Source organism: Microcoleus sp. N9_B4, from assembly GCF_036701635.1.
Lineage (GTDB): Bacteria > Cyanobacteriota > Cyanobacteriia > Cyanobacteriales > Microcoleaceae > Microcoleus.
Window position 1 is genome coordinate 42,011 of record NZ_JAUBRC010000018.1, and the last position, 13,114, is coordinate 55,124.

Here is a 13,114-nt window from a genome sequence, read left to right on the forward strand (position 1 = left end):
GCCTTCGGCTCCCTTCCCTTCGAGTACGCTGAGGAGAACCGAAGTCGAAGGGCAGGAACAGCGTAGCCTAAGTATTGGGAATTGATAATATCGTTTTCGTGGCCGAACTTCCTTCATTTAAGGATTAGAAAAAGTATTGATTTCGCCACCGCCAATGTAGCGTCCCGGAGCCAGGGAACGGGGTGTAGCAAAAGTTTGAGGTTGAATGGGCTGCACGCCCTGATTTGTGTTTTGGGGAACAACTCCAAAGTTAGGCTGCTGTGGTAAATTAAGCTGACTCGGTGGAGGTGTTTGAAATTGAGAATTCGCTGAATTAGGAGAGAATTGAGGGCTAATTATCTTGCTTCCCCCAATCCCATTTGGAAAGGGAGATGGGCCGACATTTGGAAGTAGAGGTGTTGGCGAAGGTATGGCTACTGGAAGTGCCACAGGTTGAACTTCAGGTGCGAAGCCTGAGCCAGATAAATTAGTTTGGTAGGGATTTTTCGGCAAAGCCACCGTTGCAGCCCCTGCATTAATTTCGGGGAGGTTCGGTACTCTGGAATTTAACCCAGCCAATGATTCCGGGACTGTAGCTGTCGGTTTTAAGAATTCTTGAGATTCCTTGCTCACAGTATTTGTCGGAGCCACAAGTGGGCGAAGTGCTGTGGGAACATTCACAGGATTTGCTCCACCTTGAGCTGTAGCGGTCGTTGGGAGCAAATTTGTCGCATTTCCTGCCGCCGGATCGGAAGCCGGTCGATCGAGCAATGTAGCCGAGTCTGCTGTTTTCTCAGCCGAAGCCGCCGTTGGCGAAGTGTTAGCAACGACGTATTTTTTCATAGCTGCTTGCAGCGGACTCAAAGGCAGAGAATTTTCGTTTTGTTTAGCTGAATTAACATCACTCGACGCCTGCGATAAAGTTGCTGTCGCTGTACCCCCTGACTCAGGCTTGATCGTTTTTATCCCGGAAGTTAGTCTCCCGCTGCCAGATAAACTCAACGCTGATGTTGCGTTTGAACTTGGCAAGCTGGAATTTTGGGGGTTATTGTTTCCGGCCTCGACAGCAGGATTTGCTAAATTTGGCAAGGAGAAAAATCCGCTGCTTCCTACCCGATTGGGGGCTGAAGATGGCTGAGGAGTTTCTAAGTCCCGATCTCGAAGTTCCTCGAATAAACCTTTGCTTTTTACTACTGATGAATTTAACAAGTTCAGTTCAGAAGCAGTAGAGCCATTAAACTGATTGACTAGCACTGGTGAGCTGTCGATTTCAGCCGCAATGGCGGTATCTTCAGCAGATAGTCCCGATAGCGAAGCTGGATTGTTTGAGGCTGGTTCTTCTTCGCCATCTATGCTCAACCTTTCTGGATTTACAGAGACCTCCCAGATAAATAATCCCCCTGCACAGAGCACGGCTAAGGGAGCCCAAACCGCGGGTTGGGTCCAGTGGCGCAACCGCGCTATTAGATAGCGGACTGATGTAGGAAATCGCTTAAAAATTGACATAGTTTTGCTTCCATCCGATCGTGCGGATTTAAAACTATTTTTCCTAGTCTACCACATCAATCTTGATTATTTTTGCTATGCCGGGGTAAGTGCGATCGGGAGCATCTCGGTTTGGCTTTTACTGTCGGTGTGCCATCGTCCGGATCGCTATATTTATAGACTTTGCTGTTCGGGACGATCGCACTCCCAAAAAACGCTTTTTACTTTCTGCAGAGATGCTCCGAGTACAATCGAACTTTTGATTGAAAGTTGCGACAGCTCAATGCAACAGGTGAAAATCCATAAAGCACTGGTAGAAATATGTCTTGCTTTCCTTAAATCAAGGGGCATAAGATGATAAAATCTTATGGGATGCGGTGCGCGGCCTGCCGGGTCTGTCAGCCGATCGACCTCAAACCAAAATGTCAAGGTAAAATTGGCAATTGCTGAGAACAACACCCAAGCAAAGTTGAGAGGAAATTAATGAAAAAAATAGTAGAAGTATTAGCAAATCGGGAACAACTAATAGCTCGATCGCTCGATATTGTTCTGTCGAAAATCTCAGAAGCCATAGCAGAACGCGGACTTTGTACGATCGCCGCAGCGGGCGGAAGCACACCGGAACCCCTCTACAGAGCGATAGCAGCCCAAGACCTGCCTTGGGACAAAATTCACGTTTTCTGGGGCGACGAACGCTACGTTCCCCCAGAACACCCAGACAGCAATCAAAAAATGGCGCGCCTCGCGTGGCTCGATCGAGTGAATATCCCCGCCAGCAACATCCACCCCATGCCCACAGGCGCCGGCGACCCCGCAGCCGACGCTGCCACGCACCAAACTGAATTGCAGCAGTTCTTCAAAGTATCCGACGGCGAGTTTCCTGCCTTCGACATCATTTTATTGGGCATAGGAGACGACGCCCACACAGCCTCTCTATTTCCCGGCACAGCAGCCTTGGAAGTCCGCGATGCCCTAGTAACTGTCGGCAACAAAGACGGTCAACCCCGCATTACCTTTACAGTCCCCTTAATCAACCGGGCCCGGTGCGTCATCTTCATGGTCGCAGGAGCCAGCAAACAACCCGCCCTTGCTCAAATTTTTGCCCCTGCAGCCGACGAAATGACCTATCCAGCCAGACTCGTTCAACCAGAAGGCGAGCTGTGGTGGCTGCTCGATGCGGCGGCTGGTGAAGCAGTAAAATAGCCGACAGAGCCGCCCATGGCCAACATAGTCAGCATTATCACTAACTCAATCTTGCCCATCACAGCTAACGTCACGGCGTCAGCTCAGTTGCTAGTATTAGAAGCAATATAAGAATTGTGGCGGTTAAAGTTAAAATTTGACCATATACACGAGTATTGTTGTCAGGAACCTCAGCTATCAGGCATGAGGCTTGAAAGAGAAATCTAACAAGCCATTCTGACGGGCCTAAGTCTTAACTGACTACGTTTTGTGAGTCACGACACCCTGGGATACGAAGCTAGTCCCTTGCTCTGTCGCTAGTGGTTAAACAGTTCTAAGGTCACTGGAACAGTGCTGCTAGCCTAACAAGCTCCCTAAACATTGACCGACAAGCTAACTTTACCCCAGAAATGGGAGATTGAGGACAACCATATCCTCACGGGGGGGCAACCATACCCCCCTACCCCGCAAGGGGATTCAATTCAATGTAAAGCCGTCCTGTAAGGACGGGGTTTCAGACCCAACGACTTTTGATGAGGCTGATTTGAAAATCTGGCCGATAGCAAGGAGAAATCGATGATTGTCTGTCCCAATTGCAATCACCAGAACCCCGACGGGGCCAGCCAGTGTGAGGCTTGCTACACGCCTTTACCTGCTACCGCAAGTTGCTCGAACTGCGGTGCAGCAGTTCAGACAGATGCAGCATTTTGCGGCCAGTGTGGCTTTAACTTGCGTCCGGGTTCCATAGTTCCAGAAGTTGAGGTGACAGTACCGTCTCCCTCGCCTGTAGGCCCCACAGTGGTATCGTCACCGGCGCCCGATTTAGTGCCACCCGATCCCCTGATGGCAATGGAACCTCTAGTTACCCTGAATAAGGGGCTCAACTTGGAAAAAACTCCCGCCAGCATTCCGACAATTCCCGATCCCCCGCCTTCGCCCTCGGTTCCTGTTACAACTGAATCGGTGGCAACACCAGTAACTATCTCTCCTCCGGTTCCGGGCCCACAGCCAGCAGGTGTAGCTAAAACTCAACTGCAACAGCAGTCGGCGCGACTCCTACACGTTCAGACAAATACCCCGATGGAATTGCCTCACAGTCTGGCTGTGGTTCACATAGGCAAGCCAAATGACTTAGTGCCGCCGGATATTGATGTTTCGGGATTTGCTAATTCTGAGATAGTTTCTCGGGTACACGCAAATCTCCGGGTGGAGGGAGATGCTTGCTACCTAGAAGATGTAGGTAGTTCCAACGGCACTTACGTCAACAATACTCCGCTACCCAAGGGAAACCGCCATCGGTTGCGACCGGGAGACCGCATCTCTCTGGGCAAAGGAGACCTGGTTACGTTTTTATTTCAAATCTCTTAGATCGAGTTTGGATTGGGCGATCGAAAGTCTAAAATCTAAAATCGCATCTTGAGGCGCTCTACCAAAACTCAATGCAGCCAATGTGATTAAGCTGACCTTGCTACATCCACTCCAGTCTATACCCGTCCGCAGTTGGATCTTTGAAGACGAGCAGGTCGTCCGGATCGGGCGCTCGACCGAAAACCACGTCGTTCTTTTTAGCGCTGTGGTTTCTCGTCGCCACATCGAATTGCGGCGCAGCGGCATAACTTGGGAACTGATCAATTTAGGTACCAACGGCACTTACCTCGATGGTAAGCCGATCGCTAAGGTTCCCATTGTGGACGGTCTGATCGTTCACTTGGCTCGCTCAGGGCCGAAAATTCAAATCAACGTAGGCCCGAATCAGTCCTCAGTCCAGTTAGGACAAATTAGCGTCAAGCCCAGGGATGCTAAGGAAATTCACGCTCCCTCGGGCGGCGTGCACATTAGCACGATTCCTGTTCCCGACCAAAAAGAAGTTGGCACTTCCAGGGAAGAGGAGGAGTTAACCCAGGCAGATAATAATCGCCATTATTCGGAAGAAGAATATTAAATCGGCTTCTTTGGATGATCGACATTTTTCAAAGGCGGCACTCAGGAGTTTATTTATGAGTACATCACCACAGATTGTTAGGCGCAGCGAACTGCTCAACCGCCGCACCATCGACCGCAGAACGGCGGAAGAGGTCGGCAGGGTAGATCGGGTTTGGCTCGATGCTCACTCCCAGCGGGCGATCGGCTTTACTTGCAAGTCGGGACTTTTGGGCAGCAAAAAAACTTGGTTCGCTTGGGCGCAAGTTGATACGGTGGGGGAAAATGTTTTTGTCACCATTAACCCGGAACTGCCGGAATTGCATCAGCCGGAACAAGCTGTTTGTCCGATCGGGCTTGAGGTGCTCACGGACGCTGGGAATCAGGCAGGTGCAGTCGTTGACTACCTATTTGATGTCCGCACGGGTTCAGTCACCCACTACCTATTTAAATCGAGCGGCTGGCGCGGTGTTTTAGACGACATTTACTTGTTACCTGTGGCAGCTATTTCGACCATCGGCAGCAAGCGGGCGATCGTCTCTGAAGCTGCTGTATCGGAGCCAGTGCAGTACGCGGAGGGACTGCACAAAAAAGTCGGTCTGGTAGCAGAGTTTTTACATGAAGATTTCGACAGAACTCTCAAAAATGTGGCAGGTGTGAAGCGGGGCGCTCAAAGTTTCGCGGAAAAATTCCAAGATAAAGCTCTCGAAGTCAGGGATGTAGCTCAAGAAAAAGTTGCAGAGTTGAAGCGGCAAAGGCAAGAATCTGTCCCGCCAGAGCCGAACCTGGAGCCGCCTGACTCAGATTTGAGCTGAAGTTTGGCCTTCCCGCTCGCCCTGCAACTAATTGCCGATCGCATTTTGGGGCGGCGCGCGCGAGGAAGGTCGATCGGTATTTTTACTATGAGAGATTGATGCGTTGTCCCTCAAAATTCCAGTGCTGCTCAAAGCATTGTATTTTAAAGGTATCGCATCAATAAGGAAAATGTTAGCAACTCAAAAAGACCTATGCTGTTTGATACAATCAACAAGTATTTTATCTAGAGACCCCAGGATTAATAATTGGTTAACTTCTTTCTTTATAAACAGTGAGTCGTTGAGCAGTGACTGTCGCCCGAGCGAGAACTCGAATCAGCGGTGCAACCAGCGCGGGTCTGAGTTAAATTCTCGGGTTCATCAGCGGGAAAAGGGTGATTGGGCCGATCGAATTGAGCGGCTCGCCCATCGGCACACTCGCGCCCTCACAGACCAAATTAATCAAGCGGTTAAGACCGCTGTCCATCATTGGGAAGTTCACCCGATTAATCACATCGTGTTTGGTTGTTACCGAGTACCGCAAAAATTTGCGCCTGCGCCAAAAGCTAACCATCAAAAGTTGCTTCAGCCTCAAGCCGCCAAAAGTTCGACTTTTACGGCAGATAGAGGGAATATTGGCGCACTGACGACGCCTTTAAAAAGCAAATTTTTTGCAGTTTTCTCCCAAAAAATCTCTCTGGAAGTATCCCCGTTTCTGTCTGGCGGTGGAGTGTCAAAACATCAGTGATTACCTTAACTCTTTTACATCCTATCCAGTCTGTCCCGGTTCAAAGTTGGTGTTTTGAATCAGAACCGGTGGTTCGGATCGGTCGATCGAACGACAATGATGTAATTATTTACAGCGCTGTAGTTTCCCGCCACCACGTAGAACTGTGGAATCACGCTAATGGCTGGGAAATTATTAATTTTGGTGCTAACGGCACTTATGTAGATGATAGACCGATCGCTCAGGTGTCCCTTGTGGACGGGATGACAATTCGCTTGGGCAATTCCGGGCCAAAAATCAGGATTCGGGTGGGCGCAACGAATCAACCGGGCAAAATAATTAAGCCACCGCAGCGCGAACTCCGCCAAAACGACGAAGTTTCAAAAGACCGGTCAACAGCTTGGCCTGGGGGCGTGGGAATAATCGAAGACGATGAACTTGGAGGGCTGACTCAAATCGATCTTGACTGACGGGCAGCTATCAATTGCAGGCTAGTTCAAACAAAGCTCAGATGCCCAATTCGAGCGTCTAACTAATTATTGTGGTAAGTGGCCTGATTTGTGCCTCAATATCCCTATACATTAATTAACAGCTTCTTTAGTAGGATTTCACCCTTCTAAAGATAAGATTGGGGGGAGATCGATCGATCTTAGCTCACTTTCGCTGGTTGCCCAGCGGCGGTAATCTAAGAGCAACTGGTGCATCAACCGCTGTTTGACGCTCATCAGTACGCTCTTGAGCAAAGCATTGCCTGTTGCTTCTAAAATGGGTTTGGGCGTCAGCCAAAACGGCGGCGGTAATTCTACTTGCACTTCCAAATCCGCTTTTCCCTTCAAGTATGCTACCCCGCTGCTTTGGTGTACACAAAGCTTTCCTTTGAGATTGAGAGCAAAGCGATCGTTTATATAACCCACGCCACGAATTTCGCAGGCGACGGACTCCAAATTGATTGTGCCATCCGACTGGGCCCACACCCTCATGTCTACTGTGGGTTGAATGCTCAGCATCATAAATTGTAACGGTCGCATTTTAAGGCGGAAACAGTCATCGCTTAGCTGTTCTGTGCGACTTTGATCGACAAGAGCGTTCACCAGTCGCCTTGGCTGGCGCAGATAATGTTGAATGGGAACTCGTTCCTCTGGTACGGCGATCTCAACGGATTGGGAAGAATTAAAGCGGATATACATGAGAAAATATCAAAATATAGGATTCCTAAGCATATCTTAATAAAGTATCACCTTTTTTAAGGTGACATAAGTCGCGCACTAAGTCGCGAACCCAGCAATGTCATCCGAGAAATCACGGATAAAAGCTTTCGGGACATCGCTAATTTTTCATCATACTTCCTAGCTGATGAGAGTAAAGCAAACATTTGTAACCTAAAATTGCCTGTAAATGAAAATTTCGTTAGCGAAGCCCTCGAAGAGGATCGCACATCTCGGCCCTGTTGGTACAAATGCAGAAACAGCGGCTCTAGCTTATGTCAATTGGTTGAGCCTGGAAACTAACTTGGAATGCACCCTGTGTCCTTATTCCACCATTTCCCAAGCGCTAGAGGCATCTGCCGTAGGGCAGGTTGACTATTCAGTTGTGCCTGTCGAAAATTCGATCGAAGGCAGCGTGACTGTCACCTTAGATACACTGTGGCGACTCGATCAACTCCGCATTCAACACGCCTTAGTGTTGCCAATTTCCCACGCGCTAGTGTCTAATGCCAAAAATTTTAACGAGATTCACAAAGTTTACTCTCATCCGCAAGCGCTAGCTCAGTGTCAGATATGGTTGGGGCAGTTTATTCCCTCAGCTCAATTAATTCCGGCGAACTCTACCACGGAAGCATTGCAATATCTGGAAGATAGAAATGTAGCAGCGATATCTTCGCCAAGAGCTGCTGAACTTTACAATTTGCCAGTGTTAGCTCACCCCATTAATGATTATCCCGATAATTACACTCGCTTTTGGGTACTCAGCAGGAGTGGTGGAGAAATCGCCAACGTAGAAGCAGCGGATCGCTCATCCCTTAAATCCAGCACAAAATCTGCTGCTAAGTTGATCCTCGATACTTCACCGTCTAATTGCACCCATACCTCACTAGCTTTTAGCGTACCGGCCAATATGCCGGGAGCACTGGTAAAACCTTTGGAAGTATTTGCCAGTCGCGGTATTAATTTAAGTCGGATTGAATCTAGACCGACTAAAAGATCGCTCGGAGAATATATTTTCTTTATGGACGTTGAGGCTAACGCCTGCGAAGCATTTGTTCGATCGGCACTCGAAGAGTTAAAAAATCACACAGAAACTTTAAAAATCTTTGGTTGCTACAGCCTACTGTCAGTAGTATAATTTATTTTTATGTACTATACTTTTTAAGTAAAACTTAGGAGGCTGGCGAGATGAATGCTGATGAACTTCTCAAGCGATACGCAGCCGGAGAAAGAAATTTTCATGAAACCAACTTGAAAGAGGCTTTTTTGCGAGAAGCTTTCCTAATTCATATTAATCTAGCCTGTGCAAATCTGAAGGAAATCAATTTTGCTTTGGCGAACTTAAGGGGGGCAAACTTAATAGCTGCCAAGCTAAAGAATGCTTGCCTAGTGATGACCCGCCTAAATGGGGCTAACCTAAGCGGAGCCGATCTAACTTTCGCAAGATTAACAGGAGCTGACCTGATTGAGGCAAACCTGAAAAACGCCAACTTGAGCGACACCAAAATGATTGGTGTTAATTTGAGCGGAGCAAACTTGGAAAACGCCAACTTGATGGAAGCCAACCTCCTAGATGCTTGCTTGGACAATACAAACCTCGAAGAAGCCAATCTAAGCGAGGCTAAACTGCGGGGAGCGAGTCTGAGAAAAGCCAACTTGAGAAACGCTTTTTTGTGTGAAAGTAACCTTGAGGGCGCAGATTTAAGCGGTGCTGATTTAAGCGGTGCTAATTTGAGCGGGGCATTTTTATGCGGAGCTAATCTGGAAGGAGCTAAGCTAGATGAGGCAATTTTAAGTGGAGCAATACATTTTTGCGTCAGACAAGTTTGAGATCACGCAATATATAACCGCATAATCCGACAACTAAGAACTAAAAAATATACTATTGACTTGGCTGAAAGTGAAGTCTATTTGCTGCTGTACCTTAGCAAAATGAAGCTGCATTTTGAGGATCTCTTTCTTAGAATTAGCTTGAGCAATCTTACTTTCCAAAGCCAGCAAGTTGCGGTTGAGATTTTCTACTCGCACAGTTTGGTAGTCTAAGTCAATTTTTAGTTCTGCCGCCTGATCTAATTGAACCTGCTTGCGAACCACGGCGAGGCGGACTGAATTTTCATCCTGTGTCTGAAAAGCTAGCAAAGCTCGCTGCTGCCACTGGTTGGCTTGAGATTCAGCTTGATTGTATAGCCACTGAATCCGCAGTTGGGCGGAAATCGCAATGCCAACAGCCTGACGCAGTTCTTTGAGAGGTTCCTGAATTTCTAAGATTAATAGTTCCCAAAGATTCATCAGTTCGCTGGTAAATTCTTCCCGTTCTACAGAGGCTACCAGTGCTTCTAATAGCAACAAATTTGGTTGCATTTGCTGCGTAATTGTCTCAAATATTAACTCTGCTTCGGACATTTGCCGATCGTAATTTTTTTCTGAGACTGCACCGGATGAGTGCTTTAATATTTTTTCCGTGCTGTCTAACTCAGCTTCTGCATCTGAACTTGAAGCTACAAAGGCCTGTAATTTTTCGTGGGCGATCGAATTCAGCCTTTGTCGAAGCAAATCGCAGGCCGCCCGCTGCACTGGCCCTGTTTCGCTTTGACAAATCTTGATGACTATTTTTAAGCCTGCATCGCCGTAATTCAGTGTCTCTCTCAGGGCGGCAATTCGATGTTCGTTGACAGAACTAGACAGCCGATGTTTAACTCCTGCTAGTCCGCCGAGCACTACACCGCCCACAGGAGGTGGCAGTTGACCGCCTCTAACTGCATCGTATGGTTTCGGTTGGTCGTGATTTTCTAACACAAGCATTTACTGCTATAAGGAACCTATCCGAACCTGTTGGAAGTTAAGAATTAAACACATATCCAGTTCCAAAAAATAATGGAACTGTAAGCGCGCGATCCAAACCCTTAGTTCATCAGTCAATCGAAAATCAAAAATCGAAAATCGAAAATCGAATGATTTGTGTGTAATTCTTTCTGCAATGCAGGTCAAACCGATCGTGCTTTTTCCTAGGCAAATTGGCTACTTGAGGGTATCTTTAAGTACAGTCCTCGCTGCCAAGTGATTGCGAGTAGAAGTCAAAATTTCGGTTTCGCGTTCCAATCTCGCAGCAGTATCTTGCAATTCTAAAAGAGTTTGCTGTTCTGTCGCTGCGCCGTAAAGGTAGCTGGCTACCCAGTAGGACAATTCTGTAGGCAAACTGGGAATGTCTTCCGGCAGGTCGATCGGCTGATCCATCAATTTGCTGGAGAGGCGAACTACATCTCTGAGCAGTTGTTCGACATCTTTTCCCAAAGGTCTGAGGTCTTGTTGCGGCGGTGCGTCTTCGATCCATTCTACTAGACCGACTAAATAGGGTTTTTCCCGAACGGCGTCGAGCACTCGGAACCGCTGCTGGCCGAGAGTCATAATTTTCATGCGATCGTCGGGGAGGCGCTGACAGTGAATCACTTCGGCGCAACAGCCAACGGCAGAGACTTTGTTTTGGTTCGGGTCCCACATGAGCACACCGAAACGCCGATCGCCCTCCAGAATCGTATTCATCATGATTCGATAGCGAAACTCGAAGATTTGCAGTGGGAGTGGCCTACCTGGAAATAGAACCACTTCCGGCAACGGAAATAAGGGGAGTTCGCGAACTGCTACAGAGGAAGAGGATGCCATTGTCGCTCAAAAGTGACGGTACTTGCGCTTATTTTTCTTACTTTAACTGATTTGAGGCTTTCCGGGGCGGGAGCGATCGGGCTTTTTCGGTGGCAACGGAAGCGACGGCGAGCTATCTCTGGTGCTGACAGCTTGACCAAGGCGTTATTTCGTCAAAATGTTAAATATACCTTTTTGCTAAACTAAGTGAGTCCGAAGGCGATGATAGCGACTGCTAAAGGAGCGTTTTTGTAGTGATCGCGCCTTAATTAAAAATAATTATTTAAGTTCGTGCCAGAGCCGAAATTTTTGCTGATTATTAACTAATAACTAATACCTAATAACTCATGACTAAGAAAATTTCAACAAAAAGAAGGAACAATTTATTTAATCTTTGTTCCTTCTTTCCGAGTTTTCGATGTGTCAATCTACAGCTTGACTTCGATATCTACGCCGGCTGGCAAATCCAGTTTCATCAAAGCGTCAATTGTTTTGGCCGATGGCTGGTGAATGTCGATGATGCGGCGGTGCGTGCGGGTTTCAAAGTGTTCGCGAGAATCTTTGTCTACGTGGGGCGATCGCAGCAAGCAGTAAATCCGCCGTTTTGTCGGTAGGGGAATCGGGCCGATCGCTGTGGCTGCTGTCCGATTTGCTGTATCTACAATCTTTTCGCAGGATGCGTCTAGAATTCGGCGATCGAAAGCTTTGAGGCGGATGCGAATTTTTTGCTGTTGAATTGTTGCCATTTTTGTTTCTTGAATTTTCGAGGTTCAGTTTATTTTTAGTCATTAGTGATCAGTCATTTGTTATTTGTTATTTGTTATTGAACATTTAACCCATAACTACTAACAACTGGCCACTAACCTATAACTACTCACTACTCACTAAATAGCAGAAAAGCCTGATTACATTTGGCGGCTTTTCTGCTATTTAAGCTGTTATCGGAGTCCTACTTGAGGATTTTGGAAACAACGCCGGCGCCGACGGTGCGGCCGCCTTCGCGGATAGCGAAGCGCATTCCTTGTTCGATCGCGATCGGGTGAATCAACTCAACAGTCATTTTGATCCGGTCACCGGGCATCACCATTTCTGCTTCAGTACCGTCATCAGCGGTGAACTGTGCGATCGTGCCGGTCACGTCAGTGGTACGGACGTAGAATTGAGGGCGATATCCAGAGAAAAAGGGCGTGTGCCGGCCGCCTTCTTCCTTCTTGAGGATGTACACTTCAGATTCAAACTGAGTGTGAGGCAGGATGCTTTTCGGCTTGGCAATCACCATTCCGCGTTCAATATCCGCCTTTAAAATCCCCCGCAGCAGTAGACCAACGTTGTCGCCGGCCAAACCTTCTTCCAGAGACTTGGTGAACATTTCCACACCAGTCACTGTAGTGCTGCGAGTGTCCTTAAGACCCACCACTTCGACTGTTTCGCCGACTTTGATGGTTCCACGTTCGATCCGGCCTGTGGCGACAGTACCCCGACCAGTAATCGAGAATACGTCTTCAACTGCCATCAAGAAAGGCTTGTCAACTTCGCGTTCTGGGGTGGGGATGTAAGCATCTACTTCTTCCATCAGCTTGTAGATTTTGTCAACCCACTCATTTTCGCCCTTGACAGTCTTGGGATTAGCAAGCATCGCTTCGAGAGCTTTCAATCCCGAACCTGTGACGATGGGGATGTCATCGCCCGGAAAATCGTAAGAGCTCAAAAGTTCCCGAACTTCCAGTTCTACCAATTCCAACAGTTCAGCATCATCCACCATGTCTTCTTTGTTCAAGAAGACAACCAGGCTGGGAACGCCAACTTGCTTAGCTAGCAGGATGTGTTCGCGAGTTTGAGGCATGGGGCCGTCTGCTGCTGATACCACTAAGATGCCGCCGTCCATTTGAGCTGCACCGGTGATCATGTTTTTCACATAGTCAGCGTGTCCGGGGCAATCTACGTGGGCATAGTGCCGACTTGTGGTTTCGTATTCCACGTGAGCAGTATTAATCGTAATACCCCGTGCTTTTTCTTCTGGCGCAGCGTCGATGTCGGCGTAGTTCTTAGCCTTTGCTTGGCCTAGTGCAGAGAGAGTCATCGTAATCGCGGCGGTCAAAGTTGTTTTGCCGTGGTCAACGTGACCGATCGTGCCGATGTTTACGTGGGGTTTATTCCGTTCAAATTTTGCGCGTGCCATTCTT

Annotated in this window: 14 protein-coding genes; 8 read left to right on the top strand and 6 right to left on the bottom strand. The window is 47.9% G+C overall.

Features of this window, described 5'->3' with window-relative positions; all coding sequences use genetic code 11:
* Positions 1 to 117: 117 nt before the first annotated feature.
* The gene (locus QUA43_RS14040; RefSeq protein ID WP_333374675.1) at positions 118 to 1,485 is read right to left on the bottom strand and encodes a hypothetical protein; all 1,368 of its coding nucleotides are present in this window, start codon (positions 1,483 to 1,485) and stop codon (positions 118 to 120) included.
* Between the two features lie 462 nt (positions 1,486 to 1,947).
* Here QUA43_RS14040 and pgl point away from each other — a divergent pair, with 462 nt between their 5' ends.
* The 6 genes from pgl to QUA43_RS14070 all read left to right on the top strand — a co-directional run bounded on the left by pgl (position 1,948) and on the right by QUA43_RS14070 (position 6,557).
* Entirely contained in the window at positions 1,948 to 2,667 is a 720-nt protein-coding gene (pgl, locus tag QUA43_RS14045; protein ID WP_333374676.1) for a 6-phosphogluconolactonase, read from the top strand.
* Between the two features lie 555 nt (positions 2,668 to 3,222).
* Positions 3,223 to 4,014, top strand: coding sequence for an FHA domain-containing protein (locus QUA43_RS14050; RefSeq protein ID WP_333374678.1), 792 nt, complete (start codon positions 3,223 to 3,225; stop codon positions 4,012 to 4,014).
* Between the two features lie 97 nt (positions 4,015 to 4,111).
* Positions 4,112 to 4,588: an FHA domain-containing protein gene (locus tag QUA43_RS14055; RefSeq protein ID WP_445301972.1), complete on the top strand. Its 477-nt coding sequence runs from the start codon at positions 4,112 to 4,114 to the stop codon at positions 4,586 to 4,588.
* Positions 4,589 to 4,643: 55 nt separating this feature from the next.
* Positions 4,644 to 5,381: a PRC-barrel domain-containing protein gene (locus tag QUA43_RS14060; RefSeq protein WP_333374682.1), complete on the top strand. Its 738-nt coding sequence runs from the start codon at positions 4,644 to 4,646 to the stop codon at positions 5,379 to 5,381.
* A gap of 280 nt (positions 5,382 to 5,661) precedes the next feature.
* Positions 5,662 to 6,108: a hypothetical protein gene (locus tag QUA43_RS14065; protein WP_333374684.1), complete on the top strand. Its 447-nt coding sequence runs from the start codon at positions 5,662 to 5,664 to the stop codon at positions 6,106 to 6,108.
* A complete protein-coding gene (locus QUA43_RS14070; protein ID WP_333374686.1) occupies positions 6,105 to 6,557 on the top strand; it encodes an FHA domain-containing protein in 453 nt (150 codons plus the stop codon). Before QUA43_RS14065 ends, QUA43_RS14070 begins: the two co-directional genes overlap by 4 nt.
* A gap of 138 nt (positions 6,558 to 6,695) precedes the next feature.
* Here the strand turns inward: QUA43_RS14070 and QUA43_RS14075 are convergent, their stop codons facing one another.
* Positions 6,696 to 7,274, bottom strand: a complete 579-nt coding sequence (locus QUA43_RS14075) for a DUF1997 domain-containing protein (protein WP_333374687.1) — start codon at positions 7,272 to 7,274, stop codon at positions 6,696 to 6,698.
* 208 nt (positions 7,275 to 7,482) lie between these two features.
* Here QUA43_RS14075 and pheA point away from each other — a divergent pair, with 208 nt between their 5' ends.
* Positions 7,483 to 8,430 (top strand): prephenate dehydratase, encoded by a 948-nt coding sequence (gene pheA, locus QUA43_RS14080; protein ID WP_333374689.1) that lies wholly within the window; start codon positions 7,483 to 7,485, stop codon positions 8,428 to 8,430.
* Between the two features lie 50 nt (positions 8,431 to 8,480).
* Complete coding sequence (locus QUA43_RS14085) at positions 8,481 to 9,122, top strand: pentapeptide repeat-containing protein (RefSeq protein WP_333374691.1); 642 nt, start codon at positions 8,481 to 8,483, stop codon at positions 9,120 to 9,122.
* A gap of 33 nt (positions 9,123 to 9,155) precedes the next feature.
* Here the strand turns inward: QUA43_RS14085 and QUA43_RS14090 are convergent, their stop codons facing one another.
* The 4 genes from QUA43_RS14090 to tuf all read right to left on the bottom strand — a co-directional run bounded on the left by QUA43_RS14090 (position 9,156) and on the right by tuf (position 13,110).
* On the bottom strand, positions 9,156 to 10,094 hold the full coding sequence (locus QUA43_RS14090) for a PspA/IM30 family protein (protein ID WP_333374693.1): 939 nt from the start codon (positions 10,092 to 10,094) through the stop codon (positions 9,156 to 9,158).
* A 216-nt stretch (positions 10,095 to 10,310) separates the two neighbouring features.
* Complete coding sequence (locus tag QUA43_RS14095; protein ID WP_015174045.1) at positions 10,311 to 10,952, bottom strand: LON peptidase substrate-binding domain-containing protein; 642 nt, start codon at positions 10,950 to 10,952, stop codon at positions 10,311 to 10,313.
* A gap of 407 nt (positions 10,953 to 11,359) precedes the next feature.
* Positions 11,360 to 11,677, bottom strand: a complete 318-nt coding sequence (rpsJ, locus tag QUA43_RS14100; protein ID WP_006632193.1) for a 30S ribosomal protein S10 — start codon at positions 11,675 to 11,677, stop codon at positions 11,360 to 11,362.
* Positions 11,678 to 11,880: 203 nt separating this feature from the next.
* Complete coding sequence (tuf, locus tag QUA43_RS14105; protein WP_333374694.1) at positions 11,881 to 13,110, bottom strand: elongation factor Tu; 1,230 nt, start codon at positions 13,108 to 13,110, stop codon at positions 11,881 to 11,883.
* Between the last annotated feature and the right edge of the window lie 4 nt (positions 13,111 to 13,114).

Bases quoted from the DNA above. Each gene is read 5' to 3' on its own strand.
- QUA43_RS14090 (WP_333374693.1), bottom strand. From the start codon at position 10,094: ATGCTTGTGTTAGAAAATCACGACCAACCGAAACCATACGATGCAGTT.
- pheA (WP_333374689.1), top strand. From the start codon at position 7,483: ATGAAAATTTCGTTAGCGAAGCCCTCGAAGAGGATCGCACATCTCGGC.
- QUA43_RS14095 (WP_015174045.1), bottom strand. From the start codon at position 10,952: ATGGCATCCTCTTCCTCTGTAGCAGTTCGCGAACTCCCCTTATTTCCG.
- QUA43_RS14085 (WP_333374691.1), top strand. From the start codon at position 8,481: ATGAATGCTGATGAACTTCTCAAGCGATACGCAGCCGGAGAAAGAAAT.
- rpsJ (WP_006632193.1), bottom strand. From the start codon at position 11,677: ATGGCAACAATTCAACAGCAAAAAATTCGCATCCGCCTCAAAGCTTTC.
- tuf (WP_333374694.1), bottom strand. From the start codon at position 13,110: ATGGCACGCGCAAAATTTGAACGGAATAAACCCCACGTAAACATCGGC.
- pgl (WP_333374676.1), top strand. From the start codon at position 1,948: ATGAAAAAAATAGTAGAAGTATTAGCAAATCGGGAACAACTAATAGCT.
- QUA43_RS14050 (WP_333374678.1), top strand. From the start codon at position 3,223: ATGATTGTCTGTCCCAATTGCAATCACCAGAACCCCGACGGGGCCAGC.
- QUA43_RS14075 (WP_333374687.1), bottom strand. From the start codon at position 7,274: ATGTATATCCGCTTTAATTCTTCCCAATCCGTTGAGATCGCCGTACCA.
- QUA43_RS14060 (WP_333374682.1), top strand. From the start codon at position 4,644: ATGAGTACATCACCACAGATTGTTAGGCGCAGCGAACTGCTCAACCGC.
- QUA43_RS14040 (WP_333374675.1), bottom strand. From the start codon at position 1,485: ATGTCAATTTTTAAGCGATTTCCTACATCAGTCCGCTATCTAATAGCG.